Source organism: Pseudomonas sp. DR208 (assembly GCF_019823005.1).
GTDB classification, from domain to species: domain Bacteria; phylum Pseudomonadota; class Gammaproteobacteria; order Pseudomonadales; family Pseudomonadaceae; genus Aquipseudomonas; species Aquipseudomonas extremorientalis.
Genome location: NZ_CP081944.1, coordinates 5,033,991 through 5,054,334 on the forward strand (window position 1 = coordinate 5,033,991; position 20,344 = coordinate 5,054,334).

Annotated in this window: 20 protein-coding genes and 2 pseudogenes; 15 read left to right on the forward strand and 7 right to left on the reverse strand. The window is 59.6% G+C overall.

Annotation, left to right across the window (positions count from 1 at the left end):
• Nucleotides 1-24 precede the first annotated feature (24 nt).
• From K5K89_RS22590 to K5K89_RS22605, 4 genes are all read left to right on the forward strand, one after another.
• Nucleotides 25-846: an ABC transporter substrate-binding protein gene (locus K5K89_RS22590; RefSeq protein ID WP_071489511.1), complete on the forward strand. Its 822-nt coding sequence runs from the start codon at nt 25-27 to the stop codon at nt 844-846.
• A gap of 149 nt (nt 847-995) precedes the next feature.
• Nucleotides 996-2,165: an MFS transporter gene (locus K5K89_RS22595; RefSeq protein ID WP_222540299.1), complete on the forward strand. Its 1,170-nt coding sequence runs from the start codon at nt 996-998 to the stop codon at nt 2,163-2,165.
• 54 nt (nt 2,166-2,219) lie between these two features.
• Nucleotides 2,220-3,167 carry a hypothetical protein gene (locus K5K89_RS22600; protein ID WP_222540300.1) on the forward strand — a complete coding sequence of 316 codons (948 nt, stop codon included), beginning with the start codon at nt 2,220-2,222 and terminating at the stop codon, nt 3,165-3,167.
• A 94-nt stretch (nt 3,168-3,261) separates the two neighbouring features.
• A complete protein-coding gene (locus K5K89_RS22605; RefSeq protein WP_071489508.1) occupies nt 3,262-3,642 on the forward strand; it encodes a helix-turn-helix transcriptional regulator in 381 nt (126 codons plus the stop codon).
• Between the two features lie 158 nt (nt 3,643-3,800).
• On the opposite strand, the gene K5K89_RS22610 is transcribed toward K5K89_RS22605, so the two are convergent.
• The 3 genes from K5K89_RS22610 to K5K89_RS22620 all read right to left on the reverse strand — a co-directional run bounded on the left by K5K89_RS22610 (nt 3,801) and on the right by K5K89_RS22620 (nt 7,360).
• Nucleotides 3,801-5,339: an amidase family protein gene (locus K5K89_RS22610; protein WP_231999524.1), complete on the reverse strand. Its 1,539-nt coding sequence runs from the start codon at nt 5,337-5,339 to the stop codon at nt 3,801-3,803.
• Between the two features lie 110 nt (nt 5,340-5,449).
• Nucleotides 5,450-5,926 (reverse strand): hypothetical protein, encoded by a 477-nt coding sequence (locus K5K89_RS28745; protein WP_231999525.1) that lies wholly within the window; start codon nt 5,924-5,926, stop codon nt 5,450-5,452.
• Nucleotides 5,927-6,310: 384 nt separating this feature from the next.
• Entirely contained in the window at nt 6,311-7,360 is a 1,050-nt protein-coding gene (locus K5K89_RS22620; RefSeq protein ID WP_222540302.1) for an MBL fold metallo-hydrolase, read from the reverse strand.
• Between the two features lie 123 nt (nt 7,361-7,483).
• On the opposite strand from K5K89_RS22620, the gene K5K89_RS22625 reads away from it, so the two are divergent.
• The 5 genes and pseudogenes from K5K89_RS22625 (at nt 7,484) to K5K89_RS22640 (ending at nt 11,537) form a co-directional block, all read left to right on the forward strand.
• Nucleotides 7,484-8,110 carry a TetR/AcrR family transcriptional regulator gene (locus tag K5K89_RS22625; protein WP_071489506.1) on the forward strand — a complete coding sequence of 209 codons (627 nt, stop codon included), beginning with the start codon at nt 7,484-7,486 and terminating at the stop codon, nt 8,108-8,110.
• A gap of 191 nt (nt 8,111-8,301) precedes the next feature.
• Complete coding sequence (locus tag K5K89_RS22630; RefSeq protein ID WP_071489505.1) at nt 8,302-9,360, forward strand: diguanylate cyclase; 1,059 nt, start codon at nt 8,302-8,304, stop codon at nt 9,358-9,360.
• 352 nt (nt 9,361-9,712) lie between these two features.
• Nucleotides 9,713-10,345, forward strand: a pseudogene (locus K5K89_RS29045) (PAS domain-containing protein); the annotation flags it as partial.
• Between the two features lie 159 nt (nt 10,346-10,504).
• Nucleotides 10,505-10,942, forward strand: a pseudogene (locus tag K5K89_RS29050) (methyl-accepting chemotaxis protein); the annotation flags it as partial.
• 76 nt (nt 10,943-11,018) lie between these two features.
• Complete coding sequence (locus tag K5K89_RS22640; RefSeq protein WP_058427265.1) at nt 11,019-11,537, forward strand: DUF1003 domain-containing protein; 519 nt, start codon at nt 11,019-11,021, stop codon at nt 11,535-11,537.
• On the opposite strand, the gene K5K89_RS22645 is transcribed toward K5K89_RS22640, so the two are convergent.
• The gene (locus K5K89_RS22645) at nt 11,534-12,412 is read right to left on the reverse strand and encodes a LysR family transcriptional regulator (protein WP_071489527.1); all 879 of its coding nucleotides are present in this window, start codon (nt 12,410-12,412) and stop codon (nt 11,534-11,536) included. The genes K5K89_RS22640 and K5K89_RS22645 overlap by 4 nt on opposite strands.
• An 80-nt stretch (nt 12,413-12,492) precedes the next feature.
• On the opposite strand from K5K89_RS22645, the gene K5K89_RS22650 reads away from it, so the two are divergent.
• Nucleotides 12,493-13,194: a CTP synthase gene (locus K5K89_RS22650; RefSeq protein WP_222540303.1), complete on the forward strand. Its 702-nt coding sequence runs from the start codon at nt 12,493-12,495 to the stop codon at nt 13,192-13,194.
• Nucleotides 13,191-13,514 carry an antibiotic biosynthesis monooxygenase family protein gene (locus tag K5K89_RS22655; RefSeq protein WP_222540304.1) on the forward strand — a complete coding sequence of 108 codons (324 nt, stop codon included), beginning with the start codon at nt 13,191-13,193 and terminating at the stop codon, nt 13,512-13,514. The genes K5K89_RS22650 and K5K89_RS22655 overlap by 4 nt, the downstream gene beginning before the upstream one ends.
• A 108-nt stretch (nt 13,515-13,622) precedes the next feature.
• Here the strand turns inward: K5K89_RS22655 and K5K89_RS22660 are convergent, their stop codons facing one another.
• Nucleotides 13,623-13,946, reverse strand: a complete 324-nt coding sequence (locus tag K5K89_RS22660) for a DUF2025 family protein (protein ID WP_071489502.1) — start codon at nt 13,944-13,946, stop codon at nt 13,623-13,625.
• 232 nt (nt 13,947-14,178) lie between these two features.
• Here K5K89_RS22660 and K5K89_RS22665 point away from each other — a divergent pair, with 232 nt between their 5' ends.
• Both K5K89_RS22665 and K5K89_RS22670 read left to right on the forward strand, forming a co-directional pair.
• Entirely contained in the window at nt 14,179-15,306 is a 1,128-nt protein-coding gene (locus K5K89_RS22665; protein ID WP_071489501.1) for a glycerophosphodiester phosphodiesterase family protein, read from the forward strand.
• Entirely contained in the window at nt 15,307-15,960 is a 654-nt protein-coding gene (locus K5K89_RS22670; protein WP_222540305.1) for a helix-turn-helix domain-containing protein, read from the forward strand.
• Here K5K89_RS22670 and K5K89_RS22675 read toward each other — a convergent pair.
• Nucleotides 15,952-16,815, reverse strand: a complete 864-nt coding sequence (locus K5K89_RS22675) for a sterol desaturase family protein (RefSeq protein WP_222540306.1) — start codon at nt 16,813-16,815, stop codon at nt 15,952-15,954. The two genes, K5K89_RS22670 and K5K89_RS22675, sit on opposite strands and share 9 nt — an antisense overlap.
• A gap of 155 nt (nt 16,816-16,970) precedes the next feature.
• On the opposite strand from K5K89_RS22675, the gene K5K89_RS22680 reads away from it, so the two are divergent.
• Nucleotides 16,971-17,279 (forward strand): PepSY domain-containing protein, encoded by a 309-nt coding sequence (locus K5K89_RS22680; RefSeq protein ID WP_071489498.1) that lies wholly within the window; start codon nt 16,971-16,973, stop codon nt 17,277-17,279.
• Between the two features lie 47 nt (nt 17,280-17,326).
• Here K5K89_RS22680 and K5K89_RS22685 read toward each other — a convergent pair whose 3' ends face one another.
• Nucleotides 17,327-18,955, reverse strand: coding sequence for a methyl-accepting chemotaxis protein (locus K5K89_RS22685; RefSeq protein ID WP_222540307.1), 1,629 nt, complete (start codon nt 18,953-18,955; stop codon nt 17,327-17,329).
• A 263-nt stretch (nt 18,956-19,218) separates the two neighbouring features.
• Between K5K89_RS22685 and K5K89_RS22690 the strand changes: the two genes are divergently transcribed.
• A complete protein-coding gene (locus K5K89_RS22690; protein WP_058423173.1) occupies nt 19,219-20,241 on the forward strand; it encodes a transporter in 1,023 nt (340 codons plus the stop codon).
• Nucleotides 20,242-20,344: the final 103 nt, after the last annotated feature.

The window sequence follows — 20,344 nt, forward strand, 5'->3', positions numbered from 1 at the left end:
TAAAAAACAAACGAGAACGCCTCCATGAAGAAAATAGTTATCCCCACGTTGCTCGCAGGCCTGATGGCCTCTTCCGTTGTTTTCGCGGCATTGCCGGCGGCAATCAAGGACAAGGGTGAGATCAGCGCGGCCATCGTGCCGAACTACCCGCCGATGGACTTCAAGGACCCGGCCACCAACAAGATCACCGGACTGGATTTCGACCTGGGCAACGCCCTCGCCGAGCGCCTGGGCGTGAAGATCAAGTGGCAGGAAACCGGCTTCGAGCAGATGCTCAGCGGCCTGACCACCAAGCGCGTGGACATCGTGTTGTCGGGCATGAGCGACACCGCCGAACGCCAGAAGGCCGTGACCTTCATCGACTACTTCACCAGCGGCCCGCAGTTCTACACCCTGGCCAAGCGCGAAGACCTCAAGGAATTGACTGACCTGTGCGGTAAAAAAGTCGGCACCAGCCGCCGTACCACCTGGCCGTCGGAAATTGCCGCATGGAGCAAGGAAAACTGCGAAGTGGCGGGTAAGCCGGCGATCGTGGTGATCGGCACTGAGGGCTCGGCGGATGCACGGGCGCAGTTGCAACAGAACCGCCTGGACGCGGCGATGCAAGGCAGCGAGACCATTCCTTATCTGATGTCGCTGGATATAGGCAAGTACAAGCCGGTGGGCCTGGCGATTTCCAAGCAGTTCACAGGGCTTGGGATTGAGAAGAGCAATACGGCGTTGGTCACGGCGATCAGTGAAGCGTTGCAGGGCATGATCGATGATGGCACCTACGGCAAGATCCTGAAGAAGTGGGACCTGGAGCAAGGTGCGGTCGAAAAAATCACCATCAACTCCGGCCAATAACTCGATCTGAACAATGTGGGAGGGGGCTTGCTCCCGATAGCGGTCTATCAGCCAAGCATCTGGTGACTGAGCCACCGCCATCGGGGGCAAGCCCCCTCCCACCCTGGATTTTCGTTGTCCACAAAGATAACAAGGACACCCGCCCCACCGTGGCCACCTACTCCCTGGTAATCCGCCGCCTGATGATTTGCTCGGTGACCATCGTGGTCAGCCGCGCCATGACCAGCCCGTTGCTGGCCCTGTTGCTGAGTACCCGCCTGGGCCTGAACCAGCAGGACATCGGCTTGCTGATGGGCATCGCGGTGTTTATCGCGACATTGCTGGGCCTGTACGGTGGCTACATCATCGACCGCCTGGAAAAGCGCAAGCTGCTGATCCTGGCCATGCTCTCCAGCTCCATCGGTTTTCTATTGCTGACCTTTGCCAGCAACCTCTACCTCACCACCCTGACCGTGGTCATCACCGAAGCGGCGTCGGCGCTGTTCCTGATTGGCTCAAAAGCCATCATCAGCGAGAACCTGCCGGTGGGCGAGCGTGCCAAGGTGTTTTCCCTGCGCTACACACTGACCAACGTCGGCTACGCCACAGGCCCGATGGTCGGCGTCGTGATTGCCGGCCATATGCAACTGGCACCGTTCCTGATCGCCAGCGCGATCGCCTTTGGCAGCGTGTTCCTGATGATTGGCATCCCGCCCACCCAACGGGATGACAGCAACAAGCCCTTGAGTTTCCTCACCACCCTGCGCACCTTGCGCGACGACCGCACGCTGATTCTATTTACCAGCGGCAGCCTGCTGAGCACCATTGTCCATGGGCGCTACACCTTGTATCTGTCGCAGTTTTTGCTCGTAGCCTACAAACCCGCCGAGGCGCTGAAGATTCTGTCTGCGGTACTGGCCTGCAATGCCATCACTGTGATTTTGATGCAGTACCAGATCGGCCGTTTCCTCAAGCGTGAGCAACTGCGCTATTGGATCGTGCTAGGTACGTTGCTGTTCATTGCCGGGCTTATCGGTTTCAGCCTCGCAAACAGCCTGGTCACCTGGTGTCTGGCAATGTTCGTGTTCACCCTGGGCGAGATGATCATCTACCCCTCCGAGTTCCTGTTTATCGACACTATCGCACCTGATGCGCTGCGCGGCAGTTACTACGGTGCGCAGAACCTGGCGGCATTTGGCGGGGCAATGAGCCCGGTGATTTGCGGCTATCTGCTGATCAATGCCACGCCGGCCAGCATGTTCTATGCGTTGGGGGCACTGACTGCGGTAGGTGGCACCTTGTGTTTCTTGAGTGGACGACGGGTAGCAGGTTCTTGCTGATATTTACCCAGGATCCCGCTATTAATAGCGAAACCTCTCACGGACCCGAGCCCCATGAAATTCGATACGGCCTACAGCCTGAGTCTCGATGACAAGCTGTCGATCTACGACGTACGAGACCTGAATTTCGACGAAACCGCCGACTTCGATTCCGACAAGGATCGCTTCCTGTGCCCCAACGACGAATGCCGGGCAGCGTTTGATACCAGCAATACCCTGAGCACCTTCAACGCCAAAAACGTCAATTACCTGCGCACGCCGCACTTCAAGAACAAGACCGGCACCCAACACATCGATGGCTGCCGCTACGCCAGCAAGCACAAGACCACCGCCGGCGAAAGTGATGACGAGCGTGAGGATAATTTCCCATCGGAATTTGTCCTCACACGCCGCCAGTACGAGCGCAAGCCCCCGTTGGCGGGCACCGAAGGAAGCATGCCACTAGAACCAACGAAGACACCCTCAGACCGCAGCTCCGTTTCCCACGGCGCCAGCGACACCACACCAGACAAAACCAGCGTGTTCGCCCACCCGGTGGAATGCTATGTGTCCAACATCGACGACAAGGACAAGCTCAAGTCCATGCCGTTGAAGATCGGCGACCACACCGCCACCTACTGGACGTTCTTCAAGAAGATCGAATACCTGCAGGACAACAAGGGCCTGATCTACTGGGGCAAGATCAAGGAAATCAAGGACTACACCAGCAGCTTTCGCATCGATTTCGAAAAGAAGGCGTGGCTCGACAAGAAGCCCTACTCGGTCAACGTCTACCTGAGCAAGAAACTCATCGAGAATTACCGCAAGCGCAAGGCTTTCCTGGAGCAGATCAAGGCGGCGGTGGACAGTGAGCGGGCGTTGTACTGCTTCTTCTATGGGGTGACGCCGGAGCTGAAACAGGTGCCGAGCAAGAAAAACCCCGAGCAGACGTTCGGGGTGTTCAGCGCGAATATCGAGAAACTGGATCACCTGATCATTCGCGAGGCGCCAGGGGTGGAATAACGGGTCGTTGAACATCCAGTTGATGAGCGGTCAAAACAACTGTACAAAAACACAGTATAGTTTGCCCTCCCCCGTCGAATCCTGGAGAAAACCCATGTCCTCTCTGGCAATGAGCTCTTTCGTAGAACAGCAGATCGTCCTGCATCAATTCACCGCCAAACACAGCGTGCAAGCGCGCGCGATGCTGGGCTGGAGCAGGGAACACCTGGCTATTCAGGCCGGCGTGGCGGTCGAAGCGGTTCAACAGTTTGAAAATCAATACGACGTGGGGGATGAAACCCGCCTGGCATTGGCGTTTCGGTTGGAAGCTGAAGGGCTGGTGTTCTTCCCGGGGTTTGCGCCGGGGTGGGGGATGAGTGCGCGCCGCTTTGACACCGCCACAACCGAACACGCGGCGCAAGGGATCATCTCTCGTTTGATCGGCGCAACTTCGTCATCCCTTGACTCACCAACGCCACAACCTAATGGTGTGTAGCGCTTCAGACCTGCAGTTGCAGTGCCCGGCGCATCAATTTGGGCCCCTGGCCCTGGGGCCAAACCTGTCACATCGCAAACCCGCCTTACGCTACGGTTCGAGTTGATCAAGGGAGGCGGACCTCTGCTGTGCATCTGCCAGCAGAGGTTGAATCAACCTTATGCGAGGTTTGTAGGTTCCCCTATAGTGGCGCCTGTATCAACGGGTACTCGCGAGAAGGGCGTCCCCGGAAGAAAGGCGGGTTCCTTGATCGACGGGGAAGCTTGTTCATAGACATAAGCAGCCGAGAGTAAGGTCGCTTCACTGTTAGCTGTGCCATATAAATAGAGCGCTGTCGGCATACCTTCATCATCCATCCCGGACGGGATGGACATGCCCGGGTAGCCCGCGGCGGCAGCGTAATAATAGTTGTGAGAAAGAAAGTTCGACACCATGGCATCGAGTTTGTGTTTCTTGATGGGATCATCGATGCTTTTCTGGAAAATCGGCACGATATCCTGCCACAACTGATCGCGCCTCTCCTGGGTCACGTTCAGATCGTTGATCATTTCCAGAAACCTCTGGTCAGGCTCTCCTGACTGCGAGTGACGTTTGTTGAAAGCTATCAGTTCCGAGATCGACTTGACCGGCAACCTCTCCCGACCTGCCAGGTAATTTTCCAGTTGTTGTTTGACGTCTCCAAACAACGCTTGATTATAGTCCTTGTAGGTTTGTTCAGTAATGTCTGAATCCAATTGTCCGACCTGAACCAAGATAGCGCCCCTATCCTTCAACACTTCGATTGCAGCCTCATAGTGCTTTTGGTCTGCCCGTTTCGCTGGGTCTTTGGCATCCTCTTCAGATAGTTTAGGCAGCGGTGTGTAGCCAATTCTCTTGCCTTTCAAGGCGTCAGACCCCAGGCCTTCAGAGTAGCGCCTGCTTTCGGTCATTGCGTTGAGTGCCTCTGCCGCATCACGGACATTACGTGTGAAGGTGCCTATCGTATCCATACGTGAACTGGTCATGACACCTTCGGTACTGACCAGTCCAACCGTGGTTTTCAGACCGAAAACACCATTGTAGGCAGCCGGGGTAATGATCGAACCACTGGTTTCCACCCCTAACGCCAGAGGAACATGCCCTTGGGCAACCGCAACAGCAGAACCGGAACTCGACCCAGCCACCTGGCCTCCCAACCGATGTGGGTTGAGCGTCTGGCCACCTCGGGAACTCCACCCATCAACGGGGAATTCAGAGCGGAAGTTGGAAAATTCACTCATGTTGGTTTTACCCACAACCACCGAGCCAGCCTTCAGCAATTTGTCCACGACCTTGGCATTTGCTGTAGCCGGAGCCCCCACCAATGCCTTGGAACCTGCACTTGTCTGCATACGGTCCTTGGTTTCAAAAACGTCTTTCAACGCAACCGGAACACCGTATAGATATCCACAAGAGACGCCTCTGGCACGCTCCTGATCGCGCATTTGCGCCTGCTTGCGGGCATCGGGATTGATTTCTATAAACGCGTTGCCACCTTGCAACCCGCGATCAATATTGGCGATTTGTTTCAGCGAGTCGTTCACCAGCGATTCTGAAGTGGCTTGGCCTTTTGCCATTTCCTCTGACATTTGAAAGGCACTCTTGAAGCCTTGCGGCTGATTCAAAAATGCCTGCAGCACACCGTCTGTTAATCCGCCTGCGATAATCGGTCCGATCATAAACTGCCTCACTACTTGACTGAATGTCAGGCTATCGGTCGATAACCCGACATCAGTCTAAGAAGTCCCCCCTGTACAACCGTTGAGGCTAATCCTGCTCCGGGGTCCGATTATTCACTACTCGATGTAGGCATCCACACGGAATCTTTCAGTAACCGACGATAGAACCGAACCAGTACCAGTAAGCGGTCACCGGCCCAACGGGCACCGTAAAACCACAGTTTCGTCCCGCCCTCAAGCAGCTCGTATACTCCGGGATATCCGCTGGCGCACGCGCCATGAAACGCTGCGCTTTTGCTTTCGGACACAAGGGCATCAAGACTATGCTCACCGACGCGCTCATCGATCTCATTGCGAGTACACGCAACGAATGGGTTGGCCCTGTCACCTCGCAAGGCATCCAGCGCCACCAGTTGCGCGCCCGCCGAGCGCAAGGTATCCAGGGCCTGTAGGAAAGCAGGACTGTGGTCGACGGCCTCGCTTGCACCTGGTCCAACGTAACGGTTGGCAAACCCTATGCGCCAGCCAACCAATACCTGAGTGCGGGTGAAGGGGCTGTTGTTCAGCACGGGAGGGACTTCAGCCATCAGCGGCCCCGAGGGGTCAATACCACTCAATGCGATCAATGACAGCGACGGGTCGCGCGGGGGTTTGAGAGCAATTCCCGGGGCGTCATACCCCGGGATCGGGACGCCCCCTCGGGTGCCATGAGCCTGGGGATCGACACCGAAAACGATACCATGCGGACTTGTATGCTCTTGGGCTGTCGTTGTCTGGGCTGACGCGTCAGTAAGCGCAGACACCGGTTGCCCCGTCGGACAGGGCAACCCCGCCTGCCAATATTTCTTACACTTGCACTCCATAAAATACGTCCCCCGACACATAAATTTCCGGGGATCATGGCACCGTTGCCTGGCAACTGTCGCAGCTCTGAAACAGCTTGAAAACTCCTTTTTCCATAGCCTCCTCCGTCAGCCTGCGAGGTGTTCCTGTGCCCCCTGGGTTTCCACCTCCAGCCACCACGCACCTCCACGCTCTGGCTGATTCAAGCTGAACGCCTGCCCCATCTGCGGCGTAGTGATCGACACGTTGCGCTCCCAGGCCAGGGCCATGATGCGGTCGAACGGCTCATGCCAGGCATGGAACGCCAGGTCGAAAGTGCCGTTGTGAATCGGCAGCAACCAGCGGCCCTTGAGATCGATATGCGCTTGCAGGGTTTGCTCTGGCTGCATGTGCACATGGGGCCAGTCGACGTTGTAAGCACCTGTTTCCATCAGCGTCAGGTCAAATGGACCGTACTGTTCGCCGATGCGTTTGAAACCGTCGAAGTAACCCGTGTCACCGCTGAAGAAAATCCGCCGAGGTCCATCGATCATCACCCAGGAACACCACAGGGTCTGGTTGGCATCAAACAGACCGCGCCCGGAAAAATGTTGCGCAGGGGTGGCGACAAACCGAACGCCATCCACCTCGGTGCCCTGCCACCAATCCAGCTGGCGCACCTTGCTGCCATCCACGCCCCACTTGACCAGGATGTCGCCCACGCCCAGCGGCGCAAGAAAATAACGGGCCTTGTCGGCCAATTGGACGACAGCCTTGCGGTCAAGGTGGTCATAGTGGTTGTGGGAAAGAATCACTGCCTCCAGGGGCGGCAACTCTTCAAGGCTGATGGGCGGCTGATGGAAGCGCTTGGGGCCGGCCCAACTGAACGGTGAGGCGCGCTCGGCAAATACCGGGTCGGTTACCCAGAACTTACCGCGCATTTTCAGCAACACGGTGGAATGTCCAAGGCGGAATACGCTGTGATCCGGGGCCGCCAGCAATTGCTCGCGCGTCAGCGGTTGTACCGGAATCGGCCCCACCGGCCGCGTGCTGCGGGGTTTGTTGAACAGCATGTTCCAGAAAATGCGCAGGGTCTTGCCGAAGCCACCGTGCTGCACGGGGGCATCGTTGCTGAAGTGCCCTTGGCCTTGCTTGGGCGCTGCTGGCGAAGAATCGACACGGGACGAGATCGTGGCCATTACCGGGTGACTCCTACGGATCGCTTATAAATTACACTGCACAGTGTAGTTTCAAGATTGCAACAAAACCCGGAGCAAGTAAACTACCGAGTGTAATTTTCCTCCAAGAGCCGAGCCCCACCCATGACTGCCCCTCAACGCCTCACCGACCGTAAACGCGAAGCCATTGTGGCTGCGGCCATCGCCGAATTTCGCGCAAACGGTTTCGAGGTCACCAGCATGGACAAGATCGCCGCCACCGCCGGTGTATCCAAACGCACCGTGTACAATCACTTCCCCAGCAAGGAAGAACTGTTCGCAGAAATTCTTCATCAACTCTGGGCCAGCAGCGTTGCCCAACTTGACGTCAGTTACGCCAGCGACCGCCCATTGCGCGAACAACTGCGCGGATTGCTGGAGGCGAAGATGAAGATGATGTCGGACACCAATTTCCTCGACCTGGCCCGGGTCGCCATCGCCGCCACCATCCATTCGCCGGAACGTGCGCAAGACATGGTCACCCGCCTGAGCCAGCGCGAAGAAGGCTTCACCCAGTGGGTTCGCGCCGCCCAGGCAGACGGCCGGCTCAACTGCACCGACCCGGCCTTCGCCGCCCACCAGATTCAGAGCCTGCTCAAGGCCTTCGCCTTCTGGCCACAGATTACCCTCGGCCAACCCACCCTGGATGCCGCCCACCAGGCCAGCGTGATCGAGTCGGCCATCGACCTGTTCCTCGCCGGCTACGAAGTCACCCTGCCCCGCCAGCCATAAAAACCTGTTGTGTGAGCGACATTCCAGGTCGCTTTTGACGCATTCGCCCTCTGTTTTGCGCAAATGGCCTGGAAGGACACTGATTATTCCCACGCGAATAACTGACAATATTCACAGGCATTATCCGATCAACGGTTGATCCAGCGAACGCGCGCCACCGTATCTGCAAAAAACAGCTGCCCCAGGAATTTATGGAAAACAGACAAGGCAAAGGGCTTTCATTTGCCAAGCGTATCTACAAGCCAAGGATCATCGGCCTTTCTATCGGCTGTATCAGCGTCAGCGGCGCCCTTTACACTCTCGCCATGCCGGGCTGGGTGTGGGCACTCCTGCTGTTCAACGGGTTTGCCTGGGCGCATGTGGCGTATCAACTGTCGGCCCGCTCGCAATACCCCTACCAGGCAGAACAACGCAACCTGCTATATGACTCGCTGCTCGGCGGCTTCTGGGCCGCCGCCACGCAGTTCACGCCACTGACGGCCGTGACCATTCTGTCGATGATGACCATGAATAACGTCGCCGCCGGAGGCAAGCGCCTGTTCCTGCGTGGCCTGTGCGCACAGGGGCTTGGAATCGGCGTGGCCGGCGCGTTGTTCGGCATCCGGTTCAACCCCGATGTCAGCCTGCTGCAGGTCTACACCTGCCTGCCGATGCTGACGCTCTACCCCATGGCCATCGGCATGGTCTGTTATCAACTGGCAATCAAACTGTCCGAACACAAGCGCGCCCTCAGCGCCCTGAGCCGCACCGACAGCCTCACCGGGCTGCTCAATCACGGTTCCTGGAAAGACCTGCTGCACCTCAAGTTCCACAAGTGCCGGCAGCAGCGGAGCCACGCCACCATTGCCTTGATCGACATCGACCACTTCAAGCAGATCAACGACACCCACGGCCATATCGTCGGCGATGCGGTACTGCGACAGTTGAGCCTGGAGTTGCGGCGCAATCTGCGGGAAAACGACCTGGCCGGTCGTTACGGGGGCGATGAGTTCTGTGTGATTCTTCCGCAAATGCCGCTGGAACAGGCTGCGGAGATCATGGAACGCATGCGCGAAACTTTCAGCAATTACCGCAACCCGCAGATCCCCGAATTGCGGGTCAGCCTGAGCATCGGCCTGGCCGATTTCCAACCCTTCTTCAGCGATGCCGCGATGTGGCTGAATGCAGCGGATCGCGCGCTGTACGCCGCCAAGGACACCGGGCGCAACCGGGTCAATGTCAGCGACGAAGTGATCGCCCATTCCGCCTGAAGTCGTCCTACGACTCCTCGTCTGAAAAGACCAGAAAGCACCCGACAAGAAAGCATAATGCCACCACTGGTCGCCTACCCAAAAAAGGTCCTCCCACACGGGCGAACTTCTTGTCAGGCTGATCACTCTGAACCCGTTGTCCCACCCCCCTCTGTCAGCACAAGGAAGCTGGCAATGAGCAAGTCAACCGTGTGGCGTACGCCTTACGGGGGCAGGCGCATATCCAAGGAAACCCCAGAGTCTGCTTGCCCGAGCACCGCACATGCTATTCAACACACATAAAAGAACCATCAGCACCCAGCAACACACCATCGCCCAACAGGCCAGCCTGCTGGACGCTATCGAGCGCTCCATGGCGGTGATCGAATTCGACCTGTCCGGCAATGTGCTGCGCGCCAATGCCAATTTCCTGCAGGCCATGGGCTACCGCGCCGAGCAGGTAGAGGGCCAGTCCCATCGAATGTTCTGTACCCCGGCCTTCGCCCGTAGCCCCGAGTACAGCCAACTGTGGTCAAACCTGCGTAATGGCCAATTCCAGTCCGGCACCTTTGAACGGGTGGCCGGGGATGGCCAGTCGGTGTGGCTGGAAGCCAGCTACAACCCGGTGCGTGATGACACGGGCCAGGTGACCAAAGTGGTGAAGTACGCGATGGACGTCACCCCGCGCCTGCAGGCCGAAAGCGAAGCCAATGCCAAACTGGATGCCATTGGCCGCGCCATGGCGGTGATCGAGTTCAAGCTCGACGGCACCATCATCACCGCCAACGCCAACTTCCTGCAGCGCATGGGTTACACCCTGGCGCAGATCCAGGGCCAGCATCACCGGATGTTCTGCAGCGCGGCACTGGCCAGCAGCTCAACCTACAGCGACTTCTGGAAACGCCTGAACCAGGGGGAAATGTTCAGCGGCCAGTTCGAGCGGGTGGATAAAAACGGCCAGGTCGTGTGGCTCGAAGCCAACTACAACCCGGTGTACGACGCCAGCGGGCGGCTGTGCAAAGTGGTGAAGTTCGCCTCGGACATCACCGCCCGCGTGCAACAGCATGCGGCAGATGCGCAGAGTGCGGCGCAGGCCTATCACCTGTCCTTGAGCACTCAGGACATGGCAGAAAAAGGTGCCGAGGTGATTCAGAAAACAGCCAACGGCATGCGCGAAATTTCTGCCGACATCGACGGTTCCTCACAACTGATCGCCAAGCTCGGTGATCGCTCGCAACAGATCACTGCCATCGTCAACACCATTCGCGGTATCGCCGACCAGACCAACCTGCTGGCTCTCAACGCCGCCATCGAGGCCGCGCGTGCGGGTGAACAAGGCCGTGGTTTCGCCGTGGTAGCCGACGAAGTCCGGCAACTGGCGGCGCGCACCAGCGGCTCCACCACGGAAATTTCCAGCATGATCGCGATGATTCAGGCTGAAACTCGACAAGCCATCGACAGCATGGACGCCACCCGCGACCGCGCCGCCCAAGGCGTTGAAATGGCCAACCAGGCTGGCACAGTTATCCTGCAGATTCGCCAAGGCACCAGCGAAGCGGTGCAGGCGGTGAGTGCATTCGCCAACGAGCGTGGCGGCAACTGACCCGATCTTCATACGGAGTGCCGGGGGCTCGGTCTATAGTGCTGGTTGTTCTTCAAGCATGAGATCCGAGCCCGCCATGACCCCAGAAAAGCCCGAAGCCACCCCCGTCGACCACCTGCGCTTCCACCGCCCCCACGCCCACCTGGCGCCGACCTTCGGCAACGACACCTTTGCCCTCAAGGCCGAAGCCTTCGCGCGCTTCTTCGGTACGCCGACCTTCCTTGGCGCACAAACCGCCATCGTGGTGTTGTGGGTGGTACTGAACATGACCGGCATCACGCATTTCGATGTGTACCCGTTCATCCTGCTCAACCTGGCGTTCAGCCTGCAATCGGCCTACGCCGCGCCGCTGATCCTGCTGGCCCAGACCCGCCAGGCCGCACGCGACAAGGCGCAGTCCGATGCAGATGCGCAGCACCGTGAAGCCCTGGCGATCGCCAATACCGAGCGCCAGGCCCAGGCGGCGCAGACCACCAAACAGTTACTGGAACTGCTGGAGCAAAACACCCGGCTCACGGAAATGACCAAACAACTGACTGAGCACATTGAAAGCCTGACCTGCGAAATGCATGAGCATTTTGTGCGAAAAACCTAAGGCAATCGCACCTGCCGTCCCAGCTCATCGAACAGGGTCACCACCGAGCGCAACGCTCGGCAGTCCGGGCGCGTGAGCAGCCACAACGCGGTGTCATGCCCTGCCAACGCGGGGCCGAGCGATTGCAGGCCGTCCCCCAATAGAAAGTCCGGCAAGGCTGCCACCCCCAACCCTGCCCGTACCAGCTCGGTGACCGACAACATGCTGTTGCAGCGATAACTGGGACGCACACCGGGCAGATGCTCGCGACGCCAGGCGACCGTGGGGTGGTCGGGCAGGAAGTCATCCGGGGCGATCCATGGCAGGTCGGCCAACTCGCGGCCGGCATGCTGACGAGCAAAATCCGCGCTGGCGCACACCTGATAAGCCACGTTGCCCAGGCGTCGGCCGACCAGATGTTCCGGCGGCGTGCGGGTCAGGCGCAGGGCGATATCCGCGTCACGGCGGCTGAGGTTGGCGAAGTCATTCGAAGTGCTCAGTTCCAGGGTCAATGCCGGGTAGTGCGGCATGAACTGCGCCAGGGCCGGCAACAGCAGACCTTGCAGTACGGAGTCGGTACAGGTCAGGCGCACCGTGCCGCTGATCACCTCACCGCCCTGCTCCACGCCAATGCGCGCCGCCTCCAGCGCTTGTTCGGCACGCTCGGCCTGCTGCGCCAGGTTGCTCGCCAGGCTGGTGGGCAGGTAGCCGGTGCGGCTTTTTTCAAACAATGTCTGGCCCAGCGCCGCCTCCAGGCGCCGCACCGCGCGGAACACCGTGGACACGTCCACCCGCAACAACGCGGCCGCCCGTGCGAGCGTACCGCCACGCACCAGCGCGAGGATCAGCGACAAATCAGGGTAATCGAGTGAATAGTGCGTAGCTGCATTGAACATATGGGCAAACGCCAATATTGATTGCGTGAACGCCAATCTATAGTGCGCTCCAGGACACCACAAGCCATGGGATGTACACGATGAAAACCACACCTCTGCACCTTGCCCTGATCGGCGATTACAACCCCGATGTCATCGCCCACCAAGCCATTCCCGTGGCCTTGCAACAGGCATCCGAGACCCTGGGGCTGAGCGTGCATGTCCACTGGCTCGACACCGATGCCCTGCCCCAGTCACTGCACGCTTTCGATGGTTTCTGGTGCGTCCCCGCCAGCCCCTACCGCGACACCGATGGCGCACTGCGGGCGATCCGTTTTGCCCGCGAGCAACGCCGGCCGTTCCTCGGCACCTGCGGCGGTTTTCAGCACACGGTGCTGGAATATGCGCGCAACGTACTGGGCTGGAAGGATGCCGAGCACGGCGAACTGGCGCCGCACGCCAGGCGCGCCGTGATCGCGCCACTGAGTTGTGCGCTGGTGGAAGCCACCGACACTGTGCGCCTGGTGTCCTACACGCGTATTGCAGAAGCCTACGGCACTCTTGATGTGCAGGAAGGCTATCGTTGCCGCTACGGCGTGAACCCTGAGTTTCTCGACGCACTGCTGGAAGGCGACCTGATCCCCAGCGGCCATGACTCGGCAGGTGATCTGCGAGCCGTGGAGCTGCTCGACCACCCGTTCTTCGTCGCCACCCTGTTCCAACCCGAACGCGCCGCGCTGAAAGGCATCACCCCACCCCTGGCGATTGCCCTGCTCAAGGCTTGCCAGGCGGTGTCGCCATGATCGCCCGCACACCTTGCCCGCCGTACTACGCGGTGATTTTCAGTTCACTGCGCACCGAGGGCGACCAGGGTTACGGCCTGGCCGCCAACCGCATGCTCGAACTGGCACGCGAGCAACCGGGGTTCCTCGGCGTGGAGTCAGCGCGGGAAGACGGCCTGGGCATTACCGTGTCGTATTGGGAGAGTGAGGCGGCGATCCTGGCCTGGAAACAGCAGGCCGAGCACCGGGCAGTGCGCGAACAGGGACGCGCCACGTGGTACTCGGCGTTCCAGACACGGGTGTGCAAAGTCGAACGGGCGTACGCCTTCGAAAGCGGTTGAGCCTTTGGGGTGAGAGGTCTTGGCGATGAACAGGCTTGCTTTCAGAGGCCCAGACTCGCTTGTGGCCAGCAGGCTTGCTGTGGCAGGGCAAGCCTGCTAACCACAGGATCAGCTTACAAGACTGCGCAACGCACTGATCTGCGGAACCTCCACCCGCCGCATATACACCCGCAACGGTTCAGTGATGTTGATACGGTCGTCGATGTTCTGGTCCAGCAGCAACTGGATGCGCTCGCGGGACAGGGTCATGGTCTGCTCCGGGGCCGGCAGCCAGACGAATTCGGCGGTGGGAATGATGCCGTCATCGGCCACGTCCATGCCGAAGGCGTCTTCGCTGAAACGCACGATGTACTGGCCGGTCTTGCGGTTGAGGCCAACAAAACCACGGAGTTGGTCGGCGGCCTGGCAGATAAGCTCGGAGGTGATGCGCATGGTAAACCTCACTGAAAAGTCCCACAGGGACTGGAAAGATGGTTTACACGCGTGGCACAAAGTACCGCCCTCTAACGGGGCAGCTTCGGGCAAGAGTACTGCAATGCCTGCAAAAAAAACGCAGAAAATCGAGGCGTGCACACGTTAATGTCGGTTTGGTGATAGCGCCTTTCGCAATCAATTGTTAAAAAGGAGGCCTTCTCAAAGCTACCTCCACGAAAGGACTTCGCATATGCCTGTCACGTTTACCAAGAGTGCCTTGCTGCTCGCCCTGATGCTCGGCCTTGGCCAGGCACAGGCTGCCGACCCGATCAGCCCGGCTGAATTGGCAACCAACGAAGGCATTCCGTACCCAGCCGTGATCGCCCACCGTGGCGCATCCTACGACGCCCCCGAATCCACCGCCGCGGCCTACAAGATTGCCCGCGACCTGGGTGCCGACTATCTGGAAATGGACCTGCAGCGCAGCAAGGACGGCGTGCTGTTCGCCCTGCACGACAACAACCTGCAGCGCACCACCGACGTGGCCACCAAGTTCCCCGACCGCAAGGACGCCCCGGCCAACGAGTTCACCTGGAAAGAACTGCAAACCCTCGACGCCGGCAGCTGGTTCAACGCCGCCTACCCGGACCGCGCGCGTCCAGGCTTCGTCGGCCTGAAAATCCAGAGCCTGGACGACATCATCAAGATCGCCGAAGGCAACCCGTCGCACAAACCCGGCCTGTACATCGAGACCAAGGAGCCCAAGCAATTCCCGGGCATCGAAGCCGACCTGAAGAACAAGCTGCAGGATAAAGGCTGGCTGAGCTCCGCCGGCTCCAAGCTGGGCAAGAGCAACACCGGCGTCGGCCAGGGCAAGGGCCGCGTGGTGCTGCAAACCTTCGAGGTTGCCAGCCTCAAAGAGCTGCAGAAAGAAATGCCCAACACCCCGAAGATCCTGCTGTTGTGGGTGGGTGAAGGCAGCATCGAGCCGAAAAACAAGCAGACGTTCGCTGAGTCCGGCGAAACCACCAAGGCCGCCTACTACGCCAAGCAGGAACCGAAAGATGCCGCCGAGTTCGAAAAATGGGTCGACGAAGCCAAGAGCCTCGGCGCCATCGGCACCGGCCCATCGGCCGAGCTGACCAACCACGGCGACCAGAGCTATTCGGACCTGGTCAAACCGGAGATGAACAAGCTGACCCACGACAAGGGCCTGCTGGTGCACGTCTACACCGTCGATGAGCCGGTGGACTTCGACAAAGTGATGAAGGCCGGCGTCGATGGCATCTTCACCAACCGCGCCGCCGAACTGCTGAAGTTCTACAAGCGCTGGCCGTCGTCCAGCGTGCAAGACCTGCTGAACGACTATAAGTACTGAGTGACGGCCGAATGGTCAGGCCGCCTGTGGTTGGGGCGTGACTATGGCCTGATCGTCGGCGAGCTGGGGCGCACAGCGCCCCATGCGCACTACGCCCATCAGTTGATGGTCTCCAAAGGCTCACCGTTCACGGTCAGCCTCGATGGCCAAATCACCACGGCCCATCGCCTGTTTATCCCTTCGCGTCAAACCCACGCCATTCTTGACGCTCAAGGTGAAGTCACGGTGCTGTACGCCGAACCGGCGGTGTTTGATATCGCCCCGTTGCTGGATACAGACCTGTCCCTGGATGCACTGCATCAACTCCCCCGACGCAGCCTGGAGGACTCACGCCTGGAACGGGCGCTGGCCGCACTGGATCAACAACTCATCGGCAAGGTCTCAGCCCAGGCCCTGGCCCAGGCCGCGCACCTGTCCTTGAGCCAACTGGAGCGGCTGTTCGCCCATCAACTCGGTCTGCCCGTGCGTCGCCTGGTGCTGTGGCGACGGCTGCGCATCGCCCTGCAACTGGCCCTCGCCGGTGGCACGCTGACCGATGCCGCTCACGGTGCCGGCTTTGCCGACTCAGCACATTTCTCACGGACCATGAAGCAGTTGTTTGGGGTCACGGCAGCTGCGTCATTGCGCCAGCTGGACGTTGAACTGTTAACGTAATTCGTCCGGCAGGGACGGCTCCTTGCTCAAGGCAACCGGCCTGAACGGATCACGCAACTGCGCCCCGTAGCCCACCGGGAAATCCGGCCGACTGCCAATCCCCAGATCACCCGCCCCCATGCGATACCCCTCGCGGTAAAACGCAGTACCCAGCAACCAGTCCCACAGATTAAAGAACAGCCCGAAATTCACATCCCCGGCGTGCCCATATTTCATATGGTGAAAACGATGCACCGGCGCCCAGGCGAACACCCAGCGCAAAGGCCCCAGGCGCATGTCCACATTGGAATGCTGCAACAGCAACTGCAGGGCAATCGCGAGTGCCAGCAACTGCGCCACGTCCAGGGGAATGCCCAGCAGGATCAACGGCAGCAACCCGGCCGTGGCTTCCAGCATCTGGTGCAAGGGGTGCTTCATCAAACCGTTGAAACCGTAAAGGCGCTGCACACTATGATGCAACGAATGCAAACGCCACAGCGGCGCAATGCGGTGGCTGGCGTAATGCATCAAGGTGATACCGGCATCAGCCAGCACAATGGCCATCAGCAGTTGCTGCCACAGCGGCCAACCGCGCGGCCAGAGACCTTCAAACGCGAACAGCGCAGTAAGCCCCGGCAGGATCAACAACCCCAGGGCATTCAGGCTTTCGTTGACCAGCGCGTGCACGGTGTCGCGGCGCCGATCGCCCAGGCTGCAATTCCACTGCGGTTCATAGGGCAGCCACTGCTCTGCCAGGAATGACACTGCAACCGCGATCACGAACAGCAGAATCAGCGCGTGCGGCTGCCAAAACCCGCAGCCGATAAAGCCGAACAGAAATACAGGCGCGTAGATGCAACTCACTAACCGTTTCATGCCGAGTCTCCCCTCAAGTGAGCCTCCAGCATGAAATCCCCCGCGTCTGGTGGATTGAACAAACTGCGCAACTGTTTGAATTAATTAAGGGTGAATTAAGTTGCGCTGGTTAATCTGGCGCCACTTAAACAGCTCACCGAAGAAGGACACACACCATGAAAACCTTGACCGCTCTGTTCGCCGCTACCGCCCTGACCCTGACCGCCAGCCTGGCCCAGGCGGATGTTCGCCCCGACCACATTGAAGGCCTGCTCAAGTCCGGCGCCGTGATGCCTTTCGAAAAACTCAACGCGGCTGCCTTGGCCAAACACCCAGGCGCCACCCTCAACGACACCGAGCTGGACCATAACAACAGTGGCGTGCTGGTCTACGAAGTCGAACTGACCGACACCGCCGGCAAGAAGTTTGAAGTGAAGCTCGACGCCAAGACCGGCGCCGTGCTGGAAGACAAGCTCGATACTTGATTTGAACTAAAAAAAAGCCACCCTCGGGTGGCTTTTTTTGTGCCTGATCAGGCGCTCAGACGCGCCGTCACCTCATTCAACTCACTCGATAACCCACGCAGGTCATGGCTCGCCGCTTCGGTGCGCTTCACATTGTCGAGGTTGGCCGTCGCCACCGTGGTGATCTGCGTGATGTTGCGCGAGATGTCCTCGGCCACCGACGTCTGCTCCTCCGCTGCCGTGGCAATCTGACGGTTCATGTCGCGAATCGCCTCCACCGCCTGGGTGATGTGAGCCAGCATGGCGCCGGCTTGCGTGACCTTCTCCACACTCTCATCACTGCATGACTGGCCGCTCACAATCGCTTCAGCCGCGTCCACCGCACCGGTCTGCACCGCCTCGATAATCCCGTTGATCTCGATGATCGACGCCGCCGTGCGTTGCGCCAGGCTGCGCACCTCATCAGCCACCACGGCAAAACCACGACCGGCTTCGCCTGCGCGCGCAGCTTCAATCGCCGCGTTGAGCGCCAGCAAATTGGTCTGCTCGGCGATGCCACGAATCACTTCCAGCACTTTGCCGATGCGTACGCTGTCGGTTTCGAGGCGGCGGATGATGGTGCCGGTATTGAGGATTTCGTTGCGCATCTGGCCGATGGTGGCAATGGTGACTCTCATCACCTCACCGCCTTCCCGCGCCGAATGGTCCGCCTCGTCGGCCGCACGGGAAGCACTGGCGGCATGGCGCGCGACTTCCTGGGCGGTGGCGGACATTTCGGTCATGGCCGTGGCCACTTGGTCGGTGCGGTTGAATTGATTGTGGGTGCCCGTGGCCATCTGCCCGGCGATGGCGTTCAACTCGCCGCTGGCGCCGACCAGGTCGCTGGCGCTGCGCTGCAAGCGGCTGAAGGTTTCGGCAAGAAAGTCGCGCAAGGTATTTGCGGCGGCGGCCAAGTGCCCCAACTCATCCTGGCGACGGCTGGCTACGCGCTCGGCGAACCGACCGTGGCTCAGTTGCGTCACGTAGTCGATCAGGCTGCGGATCGGCAGGATCAGGTTGCGGTTGATCAACCACAGGCTGAACAAGCCGATCAGCACACCGGACAGCAACATGATCGCCAACCCCACCAGCACGGTGCGCTCGGCGTAGGCGCTGATGGCCTTGGATTGCTGGCTGCCTTGTTCGCGCAGGTCACTGACCAGCGCACTCATCTGCTCGCTGGCGGCGCGGTCCACGCCCTTTACCGCCGTGTCGCCCGCAGTGGCATCGCCCCCCGCCGCCACGTAGGCATCGCGGCCTTTCTGGTAAGCCACACCGAGTTGCTCGTGCGTCTGACGCAGGGTTTCGATGCGTCGGCTCAGGCTCGGGTCGCTGCCGGTCTGGGTGACCAGCCGAGTGAGAATGCCCTGCACATCGCGCTGGCGCTCCTGGAACTGGCCCCAGTATTTCTCCATGTCCTGGGGCTGCTTGCCGCGCAACAGGACGTTTTTCCATTCCTGCACCTGCACCTTGAATTGCAGGTTGGCCTCGTCAATCAACTGTGAGGTCAGTAACGGCCCATCGATCAAACTTCGATAGCTCTGCACCCCATTGGACAGGAAGTTGAAACAGGCCAGGGCGATCAACAGCATCGCCAACAGGCTGCCACCGAGCAGCGACAGGATTTGTGCTCTCAATGAGGTTCGCAAAACATTCATCGGGGAAAAGCCTCGATACAAGGAAGTGGTGCATACACACGGCGACTTCCCTGTCATCAAAAGCACCGCCGATCCACAGCGGTTCTTAACACCTTGAATCGGCCGGGCCAGAGGCCTCTTGAACAGTTCCTGACAGGCGGTCAAATAAATGTCACCGCAACGAAATAAATCCAAAACCGTCACAAAACTGTCAAATCCCCTTGCAATGATTCGCGCATGCGAACCTGTGAAATCTCCTACAGGCGCTTTTCCTGCGAGCCCTCATGAACCACAGCATCGACCACAGCCACCAGGATTCCGACCTGTTCGGCTTGCTTTACGGTTTCCGTTTTCGCCCCGGTGAAAAGGGCGAGCAGATCGATTCGGCCACGGCCCTCCAGGCCTTGCGCCAGCCGGCCGACCCGGACGAGTTTTTGTGGCTGCACCTGAACCTGGCCCACGCCGCATGCGAGCGCTGGATGCAGGCGCATCTGGACCTGCCGGAAGAGTTCTTCGAAGCCCTGCATGAAGGTTCGCGCTCAACCCGCATCGAACATGTTGACTCGGCCTTGCTGGCGGTGGTCAACGACGTGGTGTTCAACTTCAGCAGCATGGTCTCGTCGGACATTTCCACGCTGTGGGTGTGCGCCCGCAGCCGCCTGTTGATCAGCGCACGCCTGCAACCGCTGCACTCGGTGGACAAGCTGCGCTCGTCAGTGAAAGCCGGTGAAAGCTTCCGCTCACCGCTGGCCTTGCTCGTGCACTTGCTGCGTGACCAGGGTGAAGTGCTGACGCAGATCGTGCGCAAGACCAGCATCAGCGTCGACCATATCGAGGACCAGTTGCTCTCGTCACGGCTGTCCACCAACCGCGCTGAACTGGGGGCGGCACGCCGGGTGCTGGTGCGCCTGCAACGCCTGCTGGCGCTGGAACCGGGTTCGCTGCTGCGCCTGCTCAACCGCCCGCCGCAATGGCTGCAAAAAGAGGACGTGAAAGAGCTGCGCAAATCCACCGAGGAGTTTGCGCTGATCATCAACGACCTGATGGCCCTGGGCGAACGCATCAAGCTGTTACAGGAAGAGATCGCCGCCAACCTCAACGAGCAGAGCAACCGCACACTGTTCACCCTCACCGTGGTGACGGTGCTGGCGTTGCCGATCAACATCATCGCCGGTTTTTTCGGCATGAACGTGGGGGGGGTGCCGCTTTCGCAGGACCCGGAAGGCTTCTGGATCCTGGTGGCGTTGGTGGCGACCTTTACCTTGATTGCCGGGCGGTGGGCCTTCAGGAAGCGCAAAGACTACTGAACTGGAACGCAGTTGACATGTGAGAGTGGGCTTGCCCCCGATAGCGGTAGATCAGGCAGTTTGTCTTCAGCTGACCCACTGCAATCGGGGGCAAGCCCCCTCC